The organism is Olivibacter sp. SA151 (assembly GCF_054130995.1).
In genome coordinates this window covers 1,571,016-1,593,339 of record NZ_CP096391.1, presented here as the reverse complement: position 1 = coordinate 1,593,339, position 22,324 = coordinate 1,571,016, and the positions used below count along the sequence as shown (strand labels likewise).

The 22,324-nt window shown below is 40.1% G+C and carries 21 protein-coding genes; 10 read left to right on the top strand and 11 right to left on the bottom strand.

Annotation, left to right across the window (positions count from 1 at the left end; translation table 11 throughout):
• The first annotated feature begins 19 nt into the window (after positions 1–19).
• Together M1D52_RS06265 and M1D52_RS06260 are read left to right on the top strand one after the other, a co-directional pair.
• Positions 20–1,501: a sulfatase gene (locus M1D52_RS06265; RefSeq protein ID WP_377611536.1), complete on the top strand. Its 1,482-nt coding sequence runs from the start codon at positions 20–22 to the stop codon at positions 1,499–1,501.
• Positions 1,502–1,571: 70 nt separating this feature from the next.
• On the top strand, positions 1,572–3,173 hold the full coding sequence (locus tag M1D52_RS06260; RefSeq protein WP_437391853.1) for a BNR-repeat neuraminidase N-terminal domain-containing protein: 1,602 nt from the start codon (positions 1,572–1,574) through the stop codon (positions 3,171–3,173).
• Between the two features lie 27 nt (positions 3,174–3,200).
• On the opposite strand, the gene lpxB is transcribed toward M1D52_RS06260, so the two are convergent.
• The 7 genes from lpxB to M1D52_RS06225 all read right to left on the bottom strand — a co-directional run bounded on the left by lpxB (position 3,201) and on the right by M1D52_RS06225 (position 10,408).
• Positions 3,201–4,340 (bottom strand): lipid-A-disaccharide synthase, encoded by a 1,140-nt coding sequence (gene lpxB / locus M1D52_RS06255; protein ID WP_437364541.1) that lies wholly within the window; start codon positions 4,338–4,340, stop codon positions 3,201–3,203.
• 18 nt (positions 4,341–4,358) lie between these two features.
• Positions 4,359–4,625 (bottom strand): hypothetical protein, encoded by a 267-nt coding sequence (locus tag M1D52_RS06250; RefSeq protein ID WP_013668362.1) that lies wholly within the window; start codon positions 4,623–4,625, stop codon positions 4,359–4,361.
• A gap of 134 nt (positions 4,626–4,759) precedes the next feature.
• Complete coding sequence (gene surE, locus M1D52_RS06245) at positions 4,760–5,530, bottom strand: 5'/3'-nucleotidase SurE (RefSeq protein ID WP_013668363.1); 771 nt, start codon at positions 5,528–5,530, stop codon at positions 4,760–4,762.
• A gap of 581 nt (positions 5,531–6,111) precedes the next feature.
• Positions 6,112–6,297, bottom strand: a complete 186-nt coding sequence (locus M1D52_RS06240; protein WP_013668364.1) for a CsbD family protein — start codon at positions 6,295–6,297, stop codon at positions 6,112–6,114.
• A 112-nt stretch (positions 6,298–6,409) separates the two neighbouring features.
• Complete coding sequence (acs, locus tag M1D52_RS06235; RefSeq protein ID WP_013668365.1) at positions 6,410–8,329, bottom strand: acetate--CoA ligase; 1,920 nt, start codon at positions 8,327–8,329, stop codon at positions 6,410–6,412.
• 258 nt (positions 8,330–8,587) lie between these two features.
• Positions 8,588–8,806: a DUF6814 family protein gene (locus tag M1D52_RS06230; protein WP_130856478.1), complete on the bottom strand. Its 219-nt coding sequence runs from the start codon at positions 8,804–8,806 to the stop codon at positions 8,588–8,590.
• 24 nt (positions 8,807–8,830) lie between these two features.
• Positions 8,831–10,408 (bottom strand): MFS transporter, encoded by a 1,578-nt coding sequence (locus M1D52_RS06225; RefSeq protein WP_437391851.1) that lies wholly within the window; start codon positions 10,406–10,408, stop codon positions 8,831–8,833.
• A gap of 468 nt (positions 10,409–10,876) precedes the next feature.
• On the opposite strand from M1D52_RS06225, the gene rpmB reads away from it, so the two are divergent.
• The 8 genes from rpmB (at position 10,877) to M1D52_RS06185 (ending at position 19,399) form a co-directional block, all read left to right on the top strand.
• Positions 10,877–11,110, top strand: coding sequence for a 50S ribosomal protein L28 (gene rpmB, locus M1D52_RS06220; RefSeq protein WP_013668368.1), 234 nt, complete (start codon positions 10,877–10,879; stop codon positions 11,108–11,110).
• 80 nt (positions 11,111–11,190) lie between these two features.
• On the top strand, positions 11,191–11,373 hold the full coding sequence (gene rpmG, locus M1D52_RS06215) for a 50S ribosomal protein L33 (protein ID WP_013668369.1): 183 nt from the start codon (positions 11,191–11,193) through the stop codon (positions 11,371–11,373).
• A gap of 44 nt (positions 11,374–11,417) precedes the next feature.
• Complete coding sequence (locus M1D52_RS06210) at positions 11,418–11,600, top strand: DUF4295 domain-containing protein (RefSeq protein WP_013668370.1); 183 nt, start codon at positions 11,418–11,420, stop codon at positions 11,598–11,600.
• A gap of 205 nt (positions 11,601–11,805) precedes the next feature.
• Positions 11,806–12,768, top strand: coding sequence for a signal recognition particle-docking protein FtsY (ftsY, locus tag M1D52_RS06205; protein ID WP_013668371.1), 963 nt, complete (start codon positions 11,806–11,808; stop codon positions 12,766–12,768).
• A gap of 13 nt (positions 12,769–12,781) precedes the next feature.
• Complete coding sequence (rimO, locus tag M1D52_RS06200; RefSeq protein ID WP_437364534.1) at positions 12,782–14,110, top strand: 30S ribosomal protein S12 methylthiotransferase RimO; 1,329 nt, start codon at positions 12,782–12,784, stop codon at positions 14,108–14,110.
• 110 nt (positions 14,111–14,220) lie between these two features.
• Entirely contained in the window at positions 14,221–15,813 is a 1,593-nt protein-coding gene (gene bshC, locus M1D52_RS06195; RefSeq protein WP_437364532.1) for a bacillithiol biosynthesis cysteine-adding enzyme BshC, read from the top strand.
• Between the two features lie 118 nt (positions 15,814–15,931).
• Positions 15,932–16,285 (top strand): MmcQ/YjbR family DNA-binding protein, encoded by a 354-nt coding sequence (locus M1D52_RS06190; RefSeq protein ID WP_013668374.1) that lies wholly within the window; start codon positions 15,932–15,934, stop codon positions 16,283–16,285.
• An 87-nt stretch (positions 16,286–16,372) separates the two neighbouring features.
• Positions 16,373–19,399 carry a glycosyltransferase family 117 protein gene (locus M1D52_RS06185; protein WP_437391850.1) on the top strand — a complete coding sequence of 1,009 codons (3,027 nt, stop codon included), beginning with the start codon at positions 16,373–16,375 and terminating at the stop codon, positions 19,397–19,399.
• 1 nt (position 19,400) lies between these two features.
• Here the strand turns inward: M1D52_RS06185 and M1D52_RS06180 are convergent, their stop codons facing one another.
• The 4 genes from M1D52_RS06180 to M1D52_RS06165 form a co-directional block, all read right to left on the bottom strand.
• Positions 19,401–19,937, bottom strand: a complete 537-nt coding sequence (locus M1D52_RS06180) for a CopD family protein (protein WP_437391849.1) — start codon at positions 19,935–19,937, stop codon at positions 19,401–19,403.
• A 121-nt stretch (positions 19,938–20,058) separates the two neighbouring features.
• Positions 20,059–21,084, bottom strand: coding sequence for a uroporphyrinogen decarboxylase (hemE, locus tag M1D52_RS06175; protein WP_437393121.1), 1,026 nt, complete (start codon positions 21,082–21,084; stop codon positions 20,059–20,061).
• 13 nt (positions 21,085–21,097) lie between these two features.
• Positions 21,098–21,610 carry a tetratricopeptide repeat protein gene (locus M1D52_RS06170; RefSeq protein ID WP_013668378.1) on the bottom strand — a complete coding sequence of 171 codons (513 nt, stop codon included), beginning with the start codon at positions 21,608–21,610 and terminating at the stop codon, positions 21,098–21,100.
• Between the two features lie 3 nt (positions 21,611–21,613).
• Positions 21,614–22,324, bottom strand: coding sequence for a response regulator transcription factor (locus M1D52_RS06165; protein WP_013668379.1), 711 nt, complete (start codon positions 22,322–22,324; stop codon positions 21,614–21,616).

Genomic DNA, 22,324 nt, shown 5'->3' with positions numbered 1-22,324 from the left:
AATCGCTAAATTAGAGGGTATGATGTCCGAGATCAAGAAAATGACTACAGTTATCATTACTATGCTGGTATTGATGGTAGTTCCAAATCTTTATGCACAAATATTACCGCGGTCGACAACTGCTAAAAAAGTCAATGTTTTATTTATAGCCGTTGATGATCTAAGAAATCAGTTGGGATGTTATGGTGATTCAGTGATCATAACGCCTAACATTGACCGTTTAGCAAAAAATGGCATTGTTTTTAACAATGCCTATTGCCAACAAGCTGTTTGCGGGCCTTCGCGTGCCTCTTTATTAACTGGACGACGGCCTGATGTAACGAAAGTTTGGGACTTAGAGACCCACTTCCGCAAGGCCCTTCCAAATGCAGTTACACTACCGCAATATTTTAAAGAAAACGGCTATCAATCGCTGTGTGTTGGTAAAATTTATCATGATCCTGCAGCTTCGCAAGATTCGATTTCATGGTCGGCTCCTGAGATCATGGCAGTAACGGGTACTGTTGGACATAAATATGTGCTTAAAAAAAACAGCAAAGCCAAGGGGAAAGCGGCAGCTGTCGAATGTGTAAATGTACCTGATAGTGCATACGTTGATGGTATGGTATGTAATGCTGCCATAAAAGTTCTTAGAGAGATTAAAGATAAACCCTTTTTTCTAGCGGTAGGATTTCGCAGGCCGCATTTACCTTTTACGGCTCCAAAAAAATATTGGGATTATTATAAACGAGATGAAATCCCTATGCCACAACAGCCTGCACCGCCTCAAAATGTACCTGAAATTGCCTTACATAATTCCACAGAACTGAGAGGTTATACAGACGTTCCGGACGAAGGACCAATACCTCCGGATAAAATTCGTCAATTACGCCATGGCTATTATGCCAGCGTCACGTATACCGATATGCAAATCGGTAGACTGTTAGATGAACTGAACAAGCAAGGTTTAATGGATAACACGATCATTGTGCTTTGGAGCGACCACGGTTATCACTTGGGTGAACTCGGTCTTTGGTGCAAAAGCACGAATTTTGAGTCGGATACCCGCATCCCATTGATCATTTCCGCACCTAATATCAAAAATAAAGGTGTATATACCGATGGCATTGTGGAGTCGGTCGACCTGTACCCCACCTTAGCTCAACTGGCAGGTTTGTCCATTCCCGACGAATTAGACGGGCTCAGCATGGTTCCATTAATGGAAGCTCCGGAAAGACCTTGGAAAAAGGCGGCCTTTAGCCAATTTCCACGCCCCTGGATGTATAAAAACCTACCTAGGGTGATGGGTTATTCGGTACGTACAAAAGATTTTCGTTATACCGAATGGCGTAATTTTAAAAATGGCACGATTGAATTCACAGAACTTTATCGTTATCAAGCAAATGGCCGATTAGAAGAAAAAAACTTAGCGGCAATGAAGCAATACGATAACATAAAGATCACACTGAAACAGTTGTTAGATGACGGATGGCAGAAAGCACTTCCGGTTAAAAATCGATAGATTAAGAACCATGAGTATTTACAAAATATCATTACTAATTTATGTGTTTGGCATTTTTTTCCATCTGTCTATGGCTAAACCGGTTATCCAAATTGAACAGACACAATTTCAAGTTCCAATTTTAATTGGAAAACCGGTAAACCCGGTACTTCGGATCAAAATTACCATAGAGGGCACAAAACCGCATCAGCTTAAAGCTCTCTCCTTGCAAACACAAGGCACAACAGCTATTCAAGATTTAAATACTGTAGAGGTATACTATACAGGCAAAGACACGCTGTTGAACAAAATGTCGACAGCACTGAAGCTCTTCGGTAAAAAAGCCAATCCTAAAGCCAATATAACCCTAGAGGGTGATACGGAACTAAATCCGGGAATACATTATCTTTGGGTCACCTGTCGTCTTACTGATCAAGCCAATTTGCTACATAAAATAGCTTTCCAATTAGAAGATGTACACTTTAATGAATCCACCGATGTGAGAATAACCGACCGTCCAATAATGGAACAACGCATCGGCATTGCCATACATCAGCGCATGGAAAATGGCATACATACCGCACGCATTCCTGGTTTGGCCGTCACTCCCAAAGGGACTTTGCTTGCCATTTTTGATGCCTGCAGAGAAAGCTCTCGCGACTTACAAGGAGATATAGATATCGGTCTCCGTCGAAGTACCAATGGTGGACAAACCTGGGAGCCTCTAACAATTGCAATGGATATGGGCAAATGGGGAGGCTTACCGGAAAAATTTAATGGTGTATCAGATGCATGCATACTTGTTGACAAAAACTCAAATACCATTTACATTGCAGCATTGTGGATGCACGGTATTATCGACAAAGATGGACAGTGGGTAAAAGGTTTAAAGGAAAACAGCGACCATTGGAACCATCAATGGAAAAACAAGGGCTCTCAACCTGGATTCGGGATAAAGCAAACATCACAATTTATGCTGGTTAAAAGTACCGATGATGGTAAAACTTGGAGCAAACCGCTGAACATTACAAAAATGTGTAAAGAGAAAGATTGGTGGCTCTTTGCTCCGGCACCTGGTAATGGCATTGTATTGAACGATGGTACACTGGTTTTTCCCACTCAGGGTCGTGATTCTTTAGGCACGCCATTTTCAACCATCACATATAGTAAGGATAGCGGAAAAACATGGCAAACCGCCAAAAGAGCCTTAAATGAGGTAGCGACGACTGAATGCGCCGTTGTACAACTTGCAGACCGATCGCTTATGCTCAATATGCGGGCTAATAAAAACAAAGGCGAGATAGGCTCCAACAACGGCCGGGCCGTTTGTGTAACCCGTGATATGGGCAAGACATGGACTCAACACCCAAGCGCTTTTCATGCACTGCCCGAACCGGTTTGTATGGCGAGCTTGTATAAACATTCGTTTATGGATGCAGGAAAACAACGGCATCTTTTACTGTTTTCCAATCCAAACTCAAAAACGGATAGAGATCACTTAACGATTAAAGTTAGCACTAATGACGGCCAAACATGGCCACAAAAATACTGGGTGCTTTTGGATGAATGGAAAGGCAGAGGATATTCGTGTATTGCCGCTGTGGATGAACAACATATTGGTATTTTATATGAAAGTAGTCAAGCCGATATGGTCTTTCAAAAAATAGCTGTAAGCGAATGGCCTGAAAAATAGCCATCATCACGTTAAAAATCGTGAATTTTAATGAGAAACCCTCTTAGGTGTGCCTTGCTGAAGATATCGCAATATGTACTGTGCTACTTTTGTTGATGCGCCAGGCAGGCCCATCCGTTCATGCAGCGACTTGTATTGCGCAAGCATCTCTTCCCGATAAGCCTTATTGTTCAGTAATTGATCCAATTCTTCGGCAATGGTATGATGATTAGCTTCCTTTTGTATCAATTCTTTAACGATCTCTTTATTCATGATCAGATTAACCAAAGAAATATAATCGACTTTGATCACCATCCGCCCGATGACGATGGACAACGCATTTGCTTTATATACAACAACTTGCGGAACGTTTAGCAGAGCCGTTTCTAACGTCGCCGTTCCACTGGCAACAACTGCTGCTTCTGCATGCTGTAATAAATCATATGTCTGTCCGAAAACGAGCGGTATATTATCATTATCTAGAAATTGCCTGTAAAAATGAGTATTTAAGTTAGGGGCACCCGCTATTACAAATTGGTGCCCCGGAAAAAGTTTAGCGAGCTTCACCATTTCAGGGAGTAGCTTGCTTATCTCCATTTTTCTACTTCCAGGTAGCAGTGCAATTATTTTTTTACCTTCCAATCCATAACGCGCTTTAAATGTCGTGTCCGGATGATGTAAGGTGACTGCATCTAATAGCGGATTCCCTACATAATCAACGTGCATGTTCCAGTGTTTATAGAAATCGACTTCAAAAGGGAGGATACAGAACATATGATCAACGATACGTTTGATCTTTTTTACCCTACCTGTATTCCAGGCCCAAACTTTCGGCGAGATATAATAGAAAACCTTTATATTATGTTGCTTAGCAAAGGACGCAATCTTCAAATTAAATCCGGGAAAATCAATCAGAACCAAGGCGTCAGGACGGTATGCGAGGAGGTCTTTTTTAACAATTTTTAAGTTTTTAAGAATACTTTTTAAGTTCAATAACACTTCAACAAAACCCATAAAGGACATGTCCCGCACATGTAAAACGGCTTTCTGTTGGCTCGCTTGCTCCATACGATCTCCCCCCACAACCCTAAATTGGACATCTGAGCCCTGTTGTTTCGCTAATTCGCGGATCAGATTAGCTCCATGTAAATCACCGGAGCTCTCGCCCGCGATAATATAATATTTCATATCAATCGTGTATCCTATTTAAACCTTTATGCCACCTTTGAAATATAAAATCAATATCAAACCAATAAAGGTGATCCCCATAACACTTCCACCTGTTTTCGAGGCCTGCTGTTTATAACAATACCTGACTATAAGTAAATTTACTGCCCCCGCAATGGCATACAATGTCAGCGGTTTGTCTGCAAACTTACTACCTAAGCTTGTATATTCATTAAATAAAAAAGCAATTAAAGGAGCAATAGCACCTAACAAAATGCCAAGCAGTGGGTTATTCTTTTTTAACATATTTATTCAGCTATCAGCTGCTCGTTAGTCAGTCTCAGTTATAGCTACAAGTCCATCGGCCCATCATCACATTGGCTTATGAACTCCTCAACTATTGTCCTACTTAATAGCTCAACTGTTTAACTTCAACAAAGCTATACATCAAACGACCACGAATTCAGCTGAGGGATAGCATGGTGTGCAGTCATATCAAATTGCACAGGTACCAAAGACGCAAAGTTATGCTTCAGCGCCCATACGTCCGTATCTTCTCCCCTATCGTTCAACACGAACTTACCGGTAAGCCAATAATACGGCCGATGATAGGGATCGATACGTTCTTCAAATTCCTCCGCCCATTTTGCATCAGCTTGTCTACATACCTTCACTCCTTTAATCGCGCCTTGAGGGAAATTTACATTCAACAACGTTCCCAACTGAAGGCCGTTCTTTAAGACTTGGCTTGCAATTTCCCGTACAAATGGCCTGCAATTTTCAAAATCGGCATCTAAATTATGATCGTCATAAGAAAACCCGACAGACGGTATACCTTCTATAGCGCCCTCAACGGCTGCTGACATGGTTCCGCTATATAATACGTTGATTGAATTATTTAGTCCATGGTTAATACCTGATACACAAAGATCCGGCTTACGTCCTTTGAAAATCTTGTTGACCGCTAACTTCACACAGTCTACGGGCGTTCCGGAGCATCGATACATCTCAACATGAGGATATATATTTACCGGATCAACACGGAGTGGTTTACCTATGGTTATGGCATGTCCCATTCCCGACTGAGGGCTTTCAGGCGCAACAACTGTTACCTTTCCCAACATTTGCATTTCTTCCATTAACACCTTAATGCCGGGTGCCGTAATCCCATCATCGTTTACTACCAATATTGTTGGCTTTTGCTTTGTCATGTTGCGAAGATACTAAACCTTGGTTTATAAATATAACCAAAGCTGGTTGATTCCAGATTTTGCCGATCTCATAATAAGGTAAAATGAACTATTTTTTAATCAACTTTTTTCATCACTCGTTAGTTTTTAAAGGCATTCAAGCTTTCCCTACGGGAAGGTTTCTTGACAAAAAGTTGAACAAAAGCCAAGGCTATGTAGGCTACCTTGCAACTGATTGCAAAAGCATTTACGGCGCATATTGGAGCCGTTTCACTTCCTCAATCCGCTTGGATATTGCAAGGTGAACGATTGTGCACATGCTTTGCTGCTCGTTGCGTCGGTATCCTCCAAGGCCATTCTTCCGGCACACAGGGGCACATTCCGCTAAAGATAATACGTCCGATTAAACGTAAAAGCTCTTTAAATATCGCCTAGAAATTTGCGGCTTGCATGTTGATGCACTCCCGCAACGAATAAAAGTGACTAAAAAAATAGTTCCTTTATTAGGAACGAATACGGAATCCAACATCTGGCTATATATAACAAGAGAGGATGACATCTATTGCCATCCTCTCTCTTATTTAAAGTACTGAACGTAAAGCCTACAGGTTATTCAACCAATCCACCACCTGATCTCTTGTTTTTCCCGTCTTCTTTTGCAAACGCCCAATTAACTCATCTTCCTTCCCCTCTTCATACAATAAATCATCATCGGTTAAATCGGCATAAGCCTGTTTTGCTTTACCCTTAACTTCGTTCCACATTCCTTTTAGCTTCAAATTGCTCATTTCGACTAGTTTTTAATAAGTAAATAATTTTATTCTTTTCTAGTTAAACAAGCATGGAAGCAAATTGTTTTAGCAACTTCAAAAGTCGTTGCTTAAAAATACGGTTATTGACCTATCCACGTAAGGCTTCCGCACCCTTCTTTATTTCTTCAACTACTTCCGGATCTAACAAAGTAGTCGTATCACCGAGATTTGAAGTGTCACCTTCCGCAATTTTGCGAAGGATCCGTCGCATGATCTTCCCTGATCTGGTCTTTGGCAACCCGGTAACAAACTGGATTTTTTCCGGTTTAGCGATGGCTCCAATGATACGGGAAACGGTTTTATTAATATCTCCCCGCATTAAATCAGCATCTTTTAAATGATCTCCTGCAACGACAAAGGCATATATTCCTTGTCCTTTAATTGCATGCGGATACCCCACAACGGCTGATTCCACTACATCGCTGTGACGGTTTATGGCATCTTCTACCTCCGCCGTTCCGATACGATGTCCCGAAACATTCAGTACGTCATCCACACGGCCGGTAATACGGTAGTACCCATCCTTATCCCGCAAACAACCATCCCCTGTAAAGTACATATTTTCGTAAGTAGCAAAATAGGTTTTTCTACAACGTTCATGATCGCCGTATGTTGTTCGTAACATGCCCGGCCAAGGGAATTTAACGCATAGATTACCGCTAACATCATTCCCTTCTATTTCCCTCCCATTTTCATCCATTAAGGCCAATTGTATACCCGGTTGCGGAAACATGGCGTAACTCGGTACCGTTGGTGTAATTCCTGCGATCGGACTAATAATAAAACCTCCCGTCTCCGTTTGCCAATAGGTATCTACGATAGGCGCTTTTCCATGACCTACTTTTTCATCGAACCATTTCCAGGCTTCTTCATTAATGGGTTCACCGACCGATCCCAGGGTTTTAATGCTGCTCAGGTCTTTACCCTCCACATATTCGTCTCCGAAACCCATCAATGAACGGATAGCAGTTGGTGCCGTGTATACAATATTAACCCTGTGCTTTTCAACAATATCCCAAAGACGTCCCGCATCCGGATAGGTGGGAATTCCCTCAAACATTAAGGAGGTGGCACCCTGCGACAAAGGGCCATACACGATATAGGAGTGTCCGGTAATCCAGCCTATGTCCGCCGTACAGAAATACACGTCTCCCCTTTCATACTGAAAAGTATTTGCAAAAGTATAGCCGGTATAAACCATATAGCCGCCGCATGTATGTACCACCCCTTTCGGGCTTCCTGTTGAACCGGATGTATACAATATGAACAACATATCTTCTGCATCCATCTCCTCTGCCGGAAAATGGGGGTTGCCCTGTGTCTCCACTTTTTTAATCTCGTCTTCCCACCATACATCACGGCCTTTTATCATCGAAACGGGCGTGCGTGTTCGCGTCAGAACGATCACTCTTTCCACTGATTTACATTGTCCCAAGGCATCATCTACAATGTCTTTTAACTCAATTACTTTTGTGCCTCTAAAACTGCCATCTGCGGTAATCACCAATTTACATTGCGCATCATTGATCCGATCAGCAATAGATTGAGCAGAAAATCCACCAAAAACAACCGAATGAACTGCTCCAATACGAGCACACGCCAATACGGCAATTGCTAGCTCAGGCACCATAGGGAGGTAGATACAGACGCGATCGCCCTTAACAATGTCGTTGTTTTTTAATACGTTGGCAAACTGCTCAACATTGAAAAGTAATTGTTTATAACTTAATATACGATAATTTTCGTTCGGATCGTTCGGTTCCCAAATAATAGCGGGTTTATCTCCCAACTCTTGGATATGACGATCCAAACAGTTCTCGGTAATATTCAATTTCCCACCTTCAAACCACCTAACATCCGGACCTTTAAAATCCCAGCTTAATACTTTATCCCACTTTTTACGCCATTTAAACTCTTCTGCTATGCCTGACCAAAATTCCTCCGGCCGCTCGACGCTCTTTTTGTACGTTTCCTTGTAATCCTCAAATGACCTAACTTTTAAATTCATTGGTTATTAATTTAGTTTAGTTTATCGTTTATTCCCTTAGTGCGTGATTAGAATGGAAAGAATCAGGAACTACCTTTTGCATTCTAAACGGTTAGCTTTTTAAATATATTTGATTTTTTGCACCCAAGTTAATAATCTTTGTTGCCCTTTCCAAGGGACTATGTACAATTTAATCAAGCAGTTATCCGATTCGGCCAATTATTATTTATATTCAGCCAAGCACATTTTGAAATAACAGAAAAGGGAAAAACGAGCCGACTAATCGTCGTACTCTCCGAGTAAGGCGTACCATCCGAACACAAGCAATCCACCACTTATAATCGGCATTAACACAAAGGTATAAACAATCGCCGGCACCAAGTCTTCGGGTTTTTCACTTTGAAATTGGGGGATAGCCTGACTTACTATTAAATAATAGCCCGAAACAACGGCAAGCACGATCCAAAGAACACCTAAATATTTTTTTATGTAACGCATAGCTAATTAGATTAACAAAAACAACTACTCGGTCTTTTTATTCGATAAATAGACAATCCCAATAAGGAAGCTCACTCCTATGATAATAATAGGATACCAAAGTCCTTCTAAATACGGTTTGTCAAAAGGCAATGCTTTTCCGGCTGCCTGCGCAGCATCGTTAGCAGATTGAGCTTTCGCAACCAGATAAGTCGCGACAGTAGGCATCAATCCACCAAAAACACCATTTCCTATATGATAAGGTAAAGACATGGAGGTATAGCGGATTTTTACAGGAAACATCTCCACCAAAAAGGCAGCGATTGGACCATATACCATGGTAACATATAAAACCTGCAAAAATATGAGTCCAATCGCTATCCACATATCCTTTGTGACCAATTTAATAGAAACAACATCCTCTCGATGAATAATATGGCCATCGATAGGATCCAAGTACTGTCTGCTAATTTCATCCTTCTGTGTGCCATCCTCATACACTCTGTGTATTGTAGTAACCAACCTCTCTTTTGCGCCGAAATCCCCATCCGGTACAGGCTCTCTCTTCATTGTATTTTTCAACGCATCTATTTGTTCCTTTTTTTCTCCTACATCTGCTAACTGATACAATTTATCGAAAATTGGCCGATAGGTAAGAATAGCCAGTAGCATCCCGGTCATCATTACAATCTTTCGACCAATTTTATCGGATAACCAACCAAAAAAGATAAAGAGTCCTGTACCTAAAAAAATAGCGATACCTAATATATAGTTTGTTTGGTCAAAATCGACGTGGCAAACTCTTTGCAAAAATGAAAGTGTATAAAATTGTCCGGTATAAAATACCACACCCTGCCCCATCGCTGCTCCAAACAGCGCCAAAAGCACAAATTTAAAGTTGTATCGGTGGCCAAAAGACTCTTTAAGTGGGTTTTTAGAAGTTTTACCTTCCGCCTTTACCTTTTTGAATAAGGGCGATTCATCCATATTCTTTCGGATAAAGTAGCTCACAATAACCATTAATATCGAGATCAAAAAGGGTATCCGCCAGCCCCAGTCCATAAACGCTTCATTGGACATGCATTTGCGGGTTAGCAAAATAACAGCAAGGGAAATAAATAAGCCGAAAGAAGCTGTTGTCTGTATCCAGGATGTCCTTTCTCCCCTCCGATGTGGCTCGGCATGTTCCGCGACATAAGTAGCTGCTCCACCATACTCACCGCCAAGTGCCAAACCCTGTAAAAGTCTAAGTAGTAAAATTAAAATGGGAGCTAAAAATCCAATGGTTTTATATTCGGGGATTAATCCAATAGCCACGGTCGATAAGCCCATCACCAGCAGTGTTACCATAAAGGTATACTTCCTACCGATCATATCGCCTAACCTACCAAAAAAGAGAGCCCCGAAAGGTCTGACAACAAACCCCGCTGCAAAGGTCGCTAATGTCGATAGGAAAGCCGCCGTTGGATTATCTGCCGGAAAAAATTTCGTCGAGATAATAACGGCCAAACTGCCAAAGATGTAAAAATCATACCATTCGATAAGTGTTCCCAGTGAAGAGGCTCCAATAACTTTCCATAAGCCTTTAGTAGTAGTCGGTTTAACCGATAACGGTTCGTTCATAATTCAATAATGGTTTAAAATAAGGTTTTATTTCCTAGGCATTGCCCTTTTGCAAAGTAATAATAATACCGGAAATAATTACTTTCAGTAAGCGTTTTTTTGTTTAGAATTTATCGGCGTAGACAGGATCGTGTTGTTCGATTACTGAACTTCATAGCGATTATTTATGTATCTTTTTATGTAAGGCAGAAAATAGTTAACAGGCGACATTATCAATCTGTTGAATATTTGGATTTATTCAATAACTTCACGTTACGGAATGATAGCTATGGTGCTAATACCTATAAAATACGGGTAGCCGACGAATCTCTTCATATCCTAACGCAATCATCTATTTGGACGGTGGCAATGATGAACTGCTTTTTTTATAATCCTTTAAAAAACACTTGCATAAGAAAAAACATTTTCAGATATTTGCAAACTCTTTGAGAAAATTGTTTTTTAAAATAGAACGAACATCATATAGTCATGTCAAGAATTTGTGATTTAACCGGTAAAGCAGCAATGAATGGATATAACGTTTCTAACTCAAACGTTAAAACCAAACGTAAATTTTACCCAAACCTTCAAACTAAAAGGTTCTTTATCCCGGAAGAAAACCGTTGGATTACGTTGAAAGTTTCAACTTCTGCAATCAAAACCATCAACAAAAATGGTATTACTGCAGTTATTAATAAGTTCATAAAAAAAGGATACGTTTAGTTCCTACGTTATCACGCATAGTGATCTATCGATCCTGTTAAAAAATATCCCGCAGAATTGCGGCATTAAGACAAATAACAATGGCTAAAAAAGGTAATAGAGTTCAAGTAATCTTAGAGTGCACTGAACATAAAGAAAGTGGTTTACCGGGAATGTCTCGTTATATTTCCACCAAGAATAAGAAAAACACTACTGAACGCTTAGAGTTGAAAAAATACAACCCTGTACTTAAAAAAGTAACCGTTCATAAAGAGATTAAATAAATCTTTGATAACAACAGCTCGAAAGAGCATAAAAATAAAAGAAAATGGCTAAGAAAACCGTTGCAACCCTTAAAACCGGTAAAGGTAAAGATTACACGAAAGTAATTACTGCGGTTAGATCACCGAAAACAGGTGCTTATACTTTTAAAGAATTAATTGCTCACAACGATCATATCAAGGATGCAGTGGAAGCTGCAAAAGAGATTGTTGCCGAAAGCAACGCTTAATTTATTAAGTTGAGAAATAAAAAAGCCGTTCCGATAACATATTGGAAGGGCTTTTTTTGTTACCGTCCTTCATCAATGATCGGCTATTGGCCGGCACGTCATCACCATTTAGCGGAAAGCTGAGATCTTGATACTGAGCAAACAATAAATTACGGTCAATTTAGTACCTTTACCAACAAAAACTAGATTCTGGCATCTTAATATTATGGGATTATTCGATTTTTTCAAGAAGAAAGAGCAGACCCCGGAAGCGCAGGAAGCGCTGGATAAAGGCTTAGAAAAAACCAAGGAGGGTTTCTTTACGAAAATCACAAAAGCAGTGGTAGGGAAATCAACCGTTGATGAAGAAGTATTGGACGATCTGGAAGAAGTGCTAGTTACCTCAGATGTAGGTGTTACCACCACCTTGAAAATAATCGAGCGCATTGAAGACCGGGTAGCCCGCGATAAATACATCAATACTTCGGAACTAAACGGAATTCTACGGGAAGAAATACAAGAGTTATTAGCCGAAAACAACAGCAACGATTTCGAGAATTTTGAATACGGCAACCATAAGCCTTATGTTATTATGGTTGTTGGTGTAAATGGTGTTGGTAAAACTACAACCATTGGAAAACTCGCACATAAACTGAAACAAGCAGGGAATAAGGTCGTTTTGGGCGCTGCCGATACCTTTAGGGCGGCCGCAGTCGATCAAATAAAACTGTGGGGAGAAAGAGTGGGCGTTCGCGTCGTTGCACAGGCCATGGGTTCTGATCCCGCTTCCGTGGCTTTTGACACCATCCAATCAGCGGTAGCAAATCAAGAGGATGTCGCTATTATTGATACTGCCGGGCGTTTGCATAATAAGCTTGCCTTAATGAATGAGCTGACGAAGATCAAAAACGTGATGAAAAAAGTGGTACCGGGTGCACCGCACGAAATACTACTTGTACTTGACGCATCCACCGGGCAAAATGCCATCGAACAATGCAAACAATTTACCCAAGCAACTGATGTCAACGCATTAGCATTGACAAAACTTGATGGAACTGCCAAAGGCGGCGTTGTCATCGGGATTTCGGATCAATTTAAAATACCGGTAAAATACATCGGTGTCGGCGAAGGAATAAACGATTTGCAATTATTTAATAAAAAAGAATTTGTGGATTCCCTTTTTAAATAGGGATAGTAGAAGAATGAGAACAAAAAAAATAAACAACTTACCATCGAAACCACGTGTCAATGTCATCACACTGGGTTGTTCAAAAAACATTCACGATAGTGAAGTGCTTATGGGGCAACTTCGTGGTAATCAGATGGAAGTTGTGCATGAGGCTAATAATATTTCTAAAAACGACATTGTCGTTATCAATACTTGTGGATTTATCGATAATGCCAAACAAGAATCTATCGATACCATTCTGCAATACAGTGCGTTGAAGGAAGAAGGCAAGCTGGAAAAAGTGATTGTAACGGGCTGCTTGTCAGAACGGTATAAACCTGAACTGGAAACGGAAATCCCGAATGTGGATGCCTATTTCGGAACCAACGATTTACAGCAGCTATTAGCAAGTGTAGGCGCTGATTATAAGCACGAGCTATTGGGTGAGCGGATGTTAACAACCCCTTCGCATTATGCCTATTTTAAAATCGCCGAAGGTTGTAATCGCCCCTGCTCCTTTTGTGCTATTCCTTTAATGCGTGGAAAACATATATCGAAACCCATCGAGGATTTAGTTAGCGAAGCGAAACACCTGGCAAAAAACGGCACAAAAGAGCTTATACTAATCGCGCAAGATTTGACCTATTATGGTTTGGACTTATACGGAAAAAGAAACTTAGCGGATCTCTTAAGAAACTTATCCGATGTGGAAGGTATTGAATGGATACGTTTGCAATACGCCTATCCGTCAGGTTTTCCGATGGATGTATTGGATGTGATGAATGAAAGGCAAAATATTTGCAATTACTTAGATATGCCTTTGCAACACATTGCTGATAATATGCTAAAATCCATGCGCAGGGGAATTACCAAACAAAAAACGATCGACTTGGTAAATGCAATTCGCGACAAAGTACCGAATATTGCGCTTCGTACCACGTTAATCTGTGGCTACCCGGGAGAAACAGAACAAGATTTTGCTGAAATGATGGAATGGGTCGAACGTACTCGATTCGATCGTTTAGGATGCTTTACCTACTCTCATGAGGAAAAAACGCATGCTTTCTCTTTAGTTGATGATGTACCTCAGGAAGAAAAGGAATCGCGAGTGGAGCAAATTATGGAAATTCAACAGGGTATATCTTACGAAATTAACCAAGAGAAAGTCGGAAATACGTATAAGGTCCTGATCGACCGAGTAGAAGAGGGATATTTCATTGGCCGCACAGAATATGACTCGCCGGAAGTAGACAACGAAGTATTGATTGCAGCAAATAACAATTATGCGGCTGTGGGGAGATTTGTTGATGTTCGCATCGATAGAGCTGAGGACTTTGATCTTTACGGAACCGTCAAATCCTAAGGATTTATTAAATTGACGATAAAAGGACGAAAACAATCGGTTTTATAAGTTATTATTGTAGCTATATTATGTGATTGCCGACGGCTGATTGCTGAAAGCCTATATAAAACATGAAAGCAAGTTATATTAATTACAGCGATACCAATAGTTTTTCCGAAACGCTCTTAGCGTATATAGCACAAGATAAAAAACTAACACCCTTCTTGGGCAACAGTCCGGATATTGCCGGTTTTGAAAAGCAAATTAATCAGAAGAAAGCGAATCGGACTAACCGCAAGGTATTGGTAAATACACTCAGAGATCAATATAGCGCTTTCCACAATCTTCCATTAGAAGTTAAAAACAACATCAACCTACTGGAAGAAGCGAACACTTTTACGATAACCACCGGACATCAGCTAAACATTTTCACCGGTCCTTTGTACTTTATCTTCAAAATTGTCAGTACGATCAAATTGTGCAAGCAATTAAAAGAAAAGTTCCCTGACTACCATTTTGTTCCTATTTATTGGATGGCGACAGAAGACCACGACTTCGCTGAGATTAACCACACCCAATTGCAGGGCGAATTGATTAAATGGGACATCCCTGCTCAGGCTGCCACGGGTCGAATGGAAACACTATCCATGGCACGTACCGTGAAGAAATACCAAAAATTACTTGGCTTAAGTCACAATTCAGATAAGCTAGCCAGACTGGTTGAAGAAGCGTACTTGCAGCATACCAACTTGGCTGACGCTACCCGCTATTTAGTGAACGGTTTGTTCGGAAAACACGGGTTGGTTGTAATGGATGCTGATCATCGCGACTTAAAAACGCTTTTCGCTCCCTATATCAAAGAAGATATTCTAGAACAACGTAGTTACCACAATATTACACATACAACGGAGGCCTTAGAGAAAGCTGGTTTCGAAACGCAAGTTCATGCCCGAGAAATCAATTTTTTTTACTTGACGGAAGAGTACCGGGAACGGATCGTTCAAACAACATCAGGCGATTTTGAGGTATTGCACCATAATTTATTCTTCTCAAAGGAAGAATTAGTAAAAGAAATTGAAAACCACCCTGAGCGTTTCAGCCCAAATGTGGTGATGCGGCCGCTCTATCAGGAAGTTGTTTTGCCTAATCTCTGTTATATCGGCGGCGGTGCAGAAATTGTGTACTGGTTGCAATTAAAGAGTAATTTCGATCATTATAAGGTGGACTTTCCCATTCTACTTCCTCGTAACTCTGCAATCGTATCTAATGAGCATCTCGACTATAAAATTTTTAGGCTCAATTTAACATTTAAAAGTCTCTTTCGCGACGCAAACGAGTTAAAAAGAGAATATGTACGTATACACTCAAAACATCGCCTTAATTTAAATGATGAGTGGCTTGAGATGGAAGCTATATTTGAACGTATTAAAGAAAGAGCCACTAAGATTGATCCTACCTTACGTCCCAGTGCAGAGGCTATAAAAACCAGGTTATGTAAAGCAATCAATAACCTCGAAAAGAAATTTGTTAAAGCAGATAAACTGAACTTTGAAGACGCTGTATCACAGATAGACAAAATAAAGGAGAAATTTTTTCCAAACGGTGGACTTCAAGAGCGGGTGGAGAATTTTGGATTACTCTATGTGAAATACGGTGACGAGCTCATAAACGATCTACTCAAATTCTTCAACCCGCTGGATATGAAGTTTACGATATTGTATTAGTTATTGGTTATTAGTTATTGGTTATTAAGTGTTAGGTGTTAACCTAAAATTTGAATTTTGAATTTTGAATTTTGAATTTTGAATTTTGAATTTTGAATTTTGAATTTTTACTTAAAAAATGAACATCGAAGAACTAAGGACATATTGCCTAAGCAAAAGAGGAGTGACGGAAGGATTCCCCTTTGGTCCGGACACGCTAGTTTTTAAAATCGGAGAAAAAGTCTTTCTTTTGACTGGCCTTGATGCACAACCATTATCTTTTAACGTAAAATGTGATCCCGAACGAGCTATTGAGTTACGAGAACAGTATCCCTCAAGTGTTCTTCCCGGTTATCATATGAATAAAAAACACTGGAACACAGTACAAGCAAACGGGGAGCTCTCCTTTAAGCAGCTTACAGAACTCATCGACCATAGTTACGAACTCGTTTATAACAGCCTTCCACAACGAATCAAAGAGACGTTGTCGTAACAAAAACATATACATTCATATATTTAACATTTCGCCCGACACTTTTAACATTTTCTCCGTTAATTTTAGCTAACAAAACGCCTTATTATGGAGAAGACCTACAAAAAGTTGAACGATCTTATTGGTTGGCTATGCGCATTTATTGCGACCTTCATCTACTTTCTTACTAAAGAGCCAACCGTTAGTTTTTGGGATTGTGGCGAATTTATCGCCGCTGCTTATAAACTGGAGATTGTACACCAGCCTGGAGCACCCCTCTTCCTAATGTTGCAAAATATTTTTTCCAACCTTGCATTGGGCGACAAAACATCACTGGCTTACTGGATGAATACAGGTTCTGCTGTTTGCAGCGGCCTTACGGTGTTGTTCTTGTTCTGGACTATTACCTCATTGGCGAAAAAAATACTTGTTACTGAAGACCATTCACTATCTCTGCTAATCACAGTCAAGCTTTTAGGAGCTGGTATAGTAGGTTCTCTGGCCTTTGCTTTTTCAGACAGCTTCTGGTTTTCAGCGGTGGAAAGCGAAGTATATGCTTTGTCTTCTTTATGCACGGCGATTTTGTTCTGGCTTATTTTGAAGTGGGAAAACCACGCACATGAAGTAAGGTCATCAAAGTGGATTGTCTTAATCGCCTATATTATTGGGCTATCCATCGGAGTACATTTACTAAACTTGTTAACTATTCCCGTACTTACCCTGGTAATTTACTTCAAGAACGCAAAGCAAATTACGACAAGAGGAATTATTAAACAGCTCGGTATTAGCTTTCTTCTACTAGGCGCTATTTTATGGGGTGTCATACAATATTTAATTAAAGCGGTCGCACAATTTGATGTTTTCTTCGTCAACAACTTAGGACTTGGGTTTGGAAGTGGCATCTTCACCTTTATCATATTATTGGTTACAGCAATCATTCTTGGCATTCGCTATTCCATTAAATACAATAAGGCTCAACTAAATTTGATACTACTTTGTTTCTGCTTTGTGCTCTTTGGATATAGCTCCTTCGTTATGGTATTTGTTAGAGGGACAGCCAATCCTGCGCTCAATAATAATCATCCCGACAACATTTTCTCCTTCCTAGAATACGTAACGCGTGATCAATACCCTCGCAGCCCATTAATCGTAGGTCAGTATTTTGATTCCAACCCGATCGCCGTAGAAAACGGAGCACCGATTTATAGAAAAGACGCCGAGAAGTACACCATTGTAGGACATAAATCAGAATATACCTATGATCGCACGACATTATTCCCACGCGTGCACAGCCAAAAGGATAGCGATTTTTACAAACATTGGCTTCGTTTAGCAGAAAATGAACGTCCAACGTTTTGGAGCAATTTGCAGTTTTTCACAAGCTATCAAGCAGGCGTTATGTTCTGGCGTTATTTTATGTGGAATTTTGTTGGAAGGCAAAACGACGAATCGGGACAATTCGGCAATCTTACGGATGGAAATTGGCTAAGCGGAATTAAAGCGATCGATCATATGCGTTTAGGAGGCCAATATGATTTACCGTCATCTGTTAAGCAAGATCCATCTCGCAATCACTTTTATTTTCTTCCACTACTACTGGGCTTAATTGGTTTAGGGTGGCACTATCAGCATAATAGAAAAGATATGAGTATCGTATTGCTTCTTTTCTTTTTCACTGGATTGGCAATCGTTCTTTATTTAAACGACACACCTATGCAACCACGCGAACGTGATTATGCTTATGTAGGGGCTTTCTACGCTTTCGCTATCTGGATTGGCCTTGGCGTTATTGCATTGACTAGTCTAGCTAAGAAACGATCGTTGGTTTTCTCAACAACGCTCCTCTGTCTACTCGCCGTTCCGTTTTTATTATTATACCACGGCTGGGATGATCACGATCGATCGGAAAAGTATACAACTAGAGATCTATATGCGCGCAATTATCTTGCATCTTGTGAACCAAATGCCATTTTATTTACTTATGGTGATAACGACACCTTCCCTATTTGGTATGCACAAGAGGTAGAAGGAATTCGTCCGGATGTCAGGATTGTTAATATTGGCTATCTGAATTCTGATTGGTATTTAAAGCAGATGCGCAAAAGGATCAACAATTCAGCGCCCTTGCCTATAGACATCGAACCCGCAAAAGTAGATAAAGGTGTAAGGGACTATCTGGTATACGAGGATTACCATATTGACAAGCCGGTGGAAATTAAAGATTTATTAGACATTATGTTGTCGGACCATCCCGACGACAAATCTGATCGCACCGGAGAAAATTTTCTACCTACCAAGAAGATGAAGCTGATGGTAAATAAGGAAGATGTAATGAAAAACAAGGTGGTACCAAAAGCTTGGCAAGACTTCATAACCGATAGCATGGAATGGGATTTCAATCGTAACTATATCACCCGTGGTGACTTAGCAATTTTGGATCTTTTGAAAAATAATGCGTGGAAGCGTCCCATTTATTTTGTCAAAATTCCACCAAGTGAAACCCTGGGATTGGACAAATACTTCGTAAACGAAGGACTGTTATACCGATTAATGCCGGTAGACTTAGCTAAAACCAACACCAAAGCAACTGCCGAGGCTCCGGTCGATACGCAGCACACCAATAGGTGGGCTATGTATCATAACTTGATGCATCGATATAACTGGGCGAATGTGAATAAGTTAAATTACTTAGATCCCCTTACCCGGAACATCGTTCCGCAATACACGAACAATTTTAATATTTTATCTCGAGAGCTCCTGGAAGTTGATCAAAAAGCAAAAGCCAAAGATGTCGTCAATAAGTGTCTAGAGGTACTTCCAAAACAGGTTTTAAGTATGAATCAAGCGATTGACTATTATTTTATATCGGATACCTTATATGAAGTAAACGAAAAAAATAAAGCAAATGAGCTTATGAAAAGAAATGGCGACTATATTATAGAGCAGCTCAATTATAATTTAGCAATCGCAAAAGATAAACCAAATGTTATAGACGAACGTAATATTCGCTTAGGCATGGGCCTCTTGAATGCTATGCTAGACAATTCCAAAAAATACAAACAGATGGATATGGAAAAATACTTAGGTAACCAGTACGCCATGCTCGAAAGAAAAATAACAGCAATTAGCCAATAGGCTAATTGCTCTTTTCCCGTATCTTCTTGTAGATCTTAACAGCTATCATCAGCATGGCAGCAAATAGTACCAGACCTACCACGCCATATATCCAGTTTATAGCGCTTTTTAGCACCACCGTAAAAACGATAGCAAATAATAAAACCGTTGCTAATTCATTCCATAATCTAAGTTTAATGGAGGTCCACTTGCTCGTTTCTCCCGCCAGCTGAAACATAATTCGTTGGCAAATAAAATGATAGACAATCAATCCTAAAACAAAAGTAAGTTTGACATGCATCCACGGTTGAGACCACCAAGCCGGATTCAGGTGCATCATCACCGCTGCAGCAATAATGGTTAAATACATAGATGGAGTAGCGATAATCCACCACAACTTGCGTTCCATCAAAACGAACTGCTTATGTAAAATGTGGTACTCGTTTTCAGACTGCTGTTTTGCTTCTGTATGGTAAATAAATAGCCTGACCATATAAAATAGGCCCGCCATCCAGCAGACAACAAAGATAATATGTACAGCCTTTGCGTATAAATACATTTTTCCGTTATTAGTTGTTAGTTATTAGTTGTTAGAAATGTATGTCTTTTATGATAATGATTAAACCAGAATATCAAATCTAGGACGAATAACAAATAACCAACAACAGACAACAAAAAACTTAATACCTGAACTCCTTTACTACATCAATTGCATACTTTACGTTATCAAAAGGAATATCCGGCATGATGCCATGTCCTAAATTGAAGATAAAACCTTCCTCACCACGCATACGTTCGAAGAGATGTAAAATTTTTTTCTTTATTACCGCTTTGTCAGCATATAAGATAAAGGGATCTAAGTTACCCTGTACGGCTATTCCTTTCGGCAAATTGTTTTTTATTTGTTTCAAGTCTGCGTTCCAGTCGACCGAGATCACATCCGGTTTCGCCTCGGCCATAAGTGGTGCAAACACCGAACTTCCCTTACAGAAAGAAATAACCGGTATATCTTTTCGATCAAGTTGCGCAATAATTCCCACATTATATTGGTGAGAAAATTCGCTATAATCATCCCATGATAATGCAAGTGCCCAACTGTCAAATAGCTGCAACGCATTCACTCCGGCCTTTATCTGCATGTTCAGATAAGTAACCGTCACATCAGCAATCTTCTTTAACAATTTATGGGCTAATTCCGGCTGGTTGTTCAAAAAAAGCTTAGTAAGCTTAAAATCTTTGGATGATCCACCTTCGATTAAATAACTTAGAACCGTAAAAGGGGCCCCGGCAAAGCCTATTAAAGGAATTGCTCCATTAAGTCGTTGTTGAATAACCTGAATAGCATCAGCTACATATTGTAGTTTATCCGCGACGTCGGTTTGCAAGGCATCGATATCGCTTTCATTTCGTACCGGATTTGCAAATTTAGGCCCCACTCCCTGCGTAAAACTCAATTCACCGCCCATCGCTTCCGCCGTTACCAATATATCTGAAAAAAGAATAGCTGCATCAATTCCCAACAAATCGACAGGCAGCATGGTTACATCCGCCGCTATTTCAGGCGTCTTACACATTTCCAAGAAAGAATATTTATTTTTTATATCCCAGTATTCTTTCATAAATCTGCCCGCTTGCCGCATCATCCATACCGGGGGGCGTTCTGTTGGCTGCGAAAAAGCAGCTCTGATAAATAAACTATCTTTTATAGCTGTGGTCACGTTATTTTGGTATTTCGTTTTCTATTCTATTTACAATCTGGGCAATTCGACTACTCACTTCCAATTCCTTCACCTTTTCCAGATACGTCTTCACCCGATCATAGTCTTTCTTCATTAAGTTGATATTCGCCAGGTTTACAAAAATCAGTGCCTTATCACTTTTCCGTCGAAAAGGCAATCTACTGGCAATTTGGAAATGTCTTTCCGCACTATCATAATTAAGTAATTGCAGATCCAAGCTACCGCTGATAAATTCATAGTAATTTCGTCTCCTCTTTCGCAGATGATCAGGATTCTTGATATCGGCCAAAAGGTTACGCGCTAAATCATATTGTTTCTTCTTAAAAGCCTCAGAAGCCAAGAGTACAGTACCTTCTCTATAGTAACTCCATATCGTATAGCCGATCAAACAAACCATTAAGGCTGTCAATTGGTATGTCTTTGCATACACCGTATAGGCTAATAGCAATAAAGCAAGCACGATAACACCTAGTCGAGCTTTTGAAGTCATCATAGGCTAATGTGTCTTGTTATCGGTAAACTTATAACCAACACCTCTGATCGAGTGGAAATAGATCGGGTTTTTCTGATCTGGCTCAAAATACTTACGGAAGGTCAAAATAAAGTTATCGATAGTGCGTGTTGAAGGATACACATCGTAATTCCAAACGGTTTCTAAAATCTGCTCGCGGGAAACGGCTTCATTTCTTCGCTCGATTAATAACTTAAGGAGCATCGTTTCTTTTTTTGTTAAAGCGGTAATCGTTCCGTCGGCGTGGTGTAACTCGAACGAGTTGAAATAAATCGTTTTGTCGCCGATTTGATAAGAATTTAACTCTTTCAGGTCGTCACCTTTCATGCCTCTTCTCACTAAATTGCCCACTCGAAGGATAAGTTCTTCCAGGTTGAAAGGTTTAACTAGATAATCATCAGCACCTTTTTTTAAACCGGTAATACGATCTTCGCTTGTATTCTTGGCCGTGAGGAACATAATGGGCACTTCTGTATTTTCCAGTCGAATAGTCTCAGCAACTTGGAATCCATCAATTTCCGGTATCATGACATCAAGGATGATCAAATTAAATCGTTCTTCCTTGAACTTTTTAAGTGCCTTTTTTCCATCTGTAGCAGTAGTTACTTTATATCCTTCCAATTCAAGATTCAACTTGATGGCTTCGAGCAAGTGCTCTTCATCTTCTACGAGAAGTATGCGTTGTTTTGCTTGCAT

Coding starts and splice junctions, on each gene's coding strand:
- M1D52_RS06265 (WP_377611536.1), top strand. CDS start 20: ATGATGTCCGAGATCAAGAAAATGACTACAGTTATCATTACTATGCTG.
- M1D52_RS06260 (WP_437391853.1), top strand. CDS start 1,572: ATGGCTAAACCGGTTATCCAAATTGAACAGACACAATTTCAAGTTCCA.
- lpxB (WP_437364541.1), bottom strand. CDS start 4,340: ATGAAATATTATATTATCGCGGGCGAGAGCTCCGGTGATTTACATGGA.
- M1D52_RS06250 (WP_013668362.1), bottom strand. CDS start 4,625: ATGTTAAAAAAGAATAACCCACTGCTTGGCATTTTGTTAGGTGCTATT.
- surE (WP_013668363.1), bottom strand. CDS start 5,530: ATGACAAAGCAAAAGCCAACAATATTGGTAGTAAACGATGATGGGATT.
- M1D52_RS06240 (WP_013668364.1), bottom strand. CDS start 6,297: ATGAGCAATTTGAAGCTAAAAGGAATGTGGAACGAAGTTAAGGGTAAA.
- acs (WP_013668365.1), bottom strand. CDS start 8,329: ATGAATTTAAAAGTTAGGTCATTTGAGGATTACAAGGAAACGTACAAA.
- M1D52_RS06230 (WP_130856478.1), bottom strand. CDS start 8,806: ATGCGTTACATAAAAAAATATTTAGGTGTTCTTTGGATCGTGCTTGCC.
- M1D52_RS06225 (WP_437391851.1), bottom strand. CDS start 10,408: ATGAACGAACCGTTATCGGTTAAACCGACTACTACTAAAGGCTTATGG.
- rpmB (WP_013668368.1), top strand. CDS start 10,877: ATGTCAAGAATTTGTGATTTAACCGGTAAAGCAGCAATGAATGGATAT.
- rpmG (WP_013668369.1), top strand. CDS start 11,191: ATGGCTAAAAAAGGTAATAGAGTTCAAGTAATCTTAGAGTGCACTGAA.
- M1D52_RS06210 (WP_013668370.1), top strand. CDS start 11,418: ATGGCTAAGAAAACCGTTGCAACCCTTAAAACCGGTAAAGGTAAAGAT.
- ftsY (WP_013668371.1), top strand. CDS start 11,806: ATGGGATTATTCGATTTTTTCAAGAAGAAAGAGCAGACCCCGGAAGCG.
- rimO (WP_437364534.1), top strand. CDS start 12,782: ATGAGAACAAAAAAAATAAACAACTTACCATCGAAACCACGTGTCAAT.
- bshC (WP_437364532.1), top strand. CDS start 14,221: ATGAAAGCAAGTTATATTAATTACAGCGATACCAATAGTTTTTCCGAA.
- M1D52_RS06190 (WP_013668374.1), top strand. CDS start 15,932: ATGAACATCGAAGAACTAAGGACATATTGCCTAAGCAAAAGAGGAGTG.
- M1D52_RS06185 (WP_437391850.1), top strand. CDS start 16,373: ATGGAGAAGACCTACAAAAAGTTGAACGATCTTATTGGTTGGCTATGC.
- M1D52_RS06180 (WP_437391849.1), bottom strand. CDS start 19,937: ATGTATTTATACGCAAAGGCTGTACATATTATCTTTGTTGTCTGCTGG.
- M1D52_RS06170 (WP_013668378.1), bottom strand. CDS start 21,610: ATGATGACTTCAAAAGCTCGACTAGGTGTTATCGTGCTTGCTTTATTG.
- M1D52_RS06165 (WP_013668379.1), bottom strand. CDS start 22,324: ATGCAAGCAAAACAACGCATACTTCTCGTAGAAGATGAAGAGCACTTG.